Raw genomic sequence first — 707 nt, 5'->3', positions numbered from 1 at the left:
GTGGATGCACGCAAAGCAGCAGTGGAAGCTGCCATTGCACGGGCAAAAGCGAAGAAAGCCGCTCAGGCCACTGCCAGCGCAACAGCACCTGCCGAAGCCGAATCGCCGTCGGCTGAACCGGTGGTGGATGCACGCAAAGCAGCAGTGGAAGCTGCCATTGCACGGGCAAAAGCGAAGAAAGCCGCTCAGGCCACTGCCAGCGCAGCAGCACCAGCCGAAGCCGAATCGCCGTCGGCTGAACCGGTGGTGGATGCACGCAAAGCGGCATTGGAAGCTGCCATTGCACGGGCAAAAGCGAAGAAAGCCGCTCAGGCCACTGCCAGCGCAGCAGCACCTGCCGAAGCCGAATCGCCGTCGGCTGAACCGGTGGTGGATGCACGCAAAGCAGCAGTGGAAGCTGCCATTGCACGGGCAAAAGCGAAGAAAGCCGCTCAGGCCACTGCCAGCGCAGCAGCACCTGCCGAAGCCGAATCGCCGTCGGCTGAACCGGTGGTGGATGCACGCAAAGCAGCAGTGGAAGCTGCCATTGCTCGTGCAAAAGCGAAGAAAGCCGCGCAGGCCACCGCCAGCGCAGCACAACCCGCTGAAGCCGAATCGCCGTCGGCTGAACCGGTGGTGGATGCGCGCAAAGCGGCTATTGAGGCCGCCATTGCCCGCGCAAAGGCGAAGAAAGCCGCGCAGGCCACTGCCAGCGCAGCACAACCCGC

Annotated in this window: 1 pseudogene; it reads left to right on the top strand. The window is 63.8% G+C overall.

Annotation, left to right across the window (positions count from 1 at the left end):
• Window positions 1–707 (top strand): annotated as a pseudogene (locus WH279_RS00045) (electron transport complex subunit RsxC); the annotation flags it as partial.

It is taken from the genome of Erwinia sp. MYb375 (assembly GCF_037479175.1).
Classification (GTDB): Bacteria; Pseudomonadota; Gammaproteobacteria; order Enterobacterales; family Enterobacteriaceae; genus Erwinia; species Erwinia rhapontici.
This window is presented reverse-complemented; position numbering and strand designations above follow the sequence as displayed.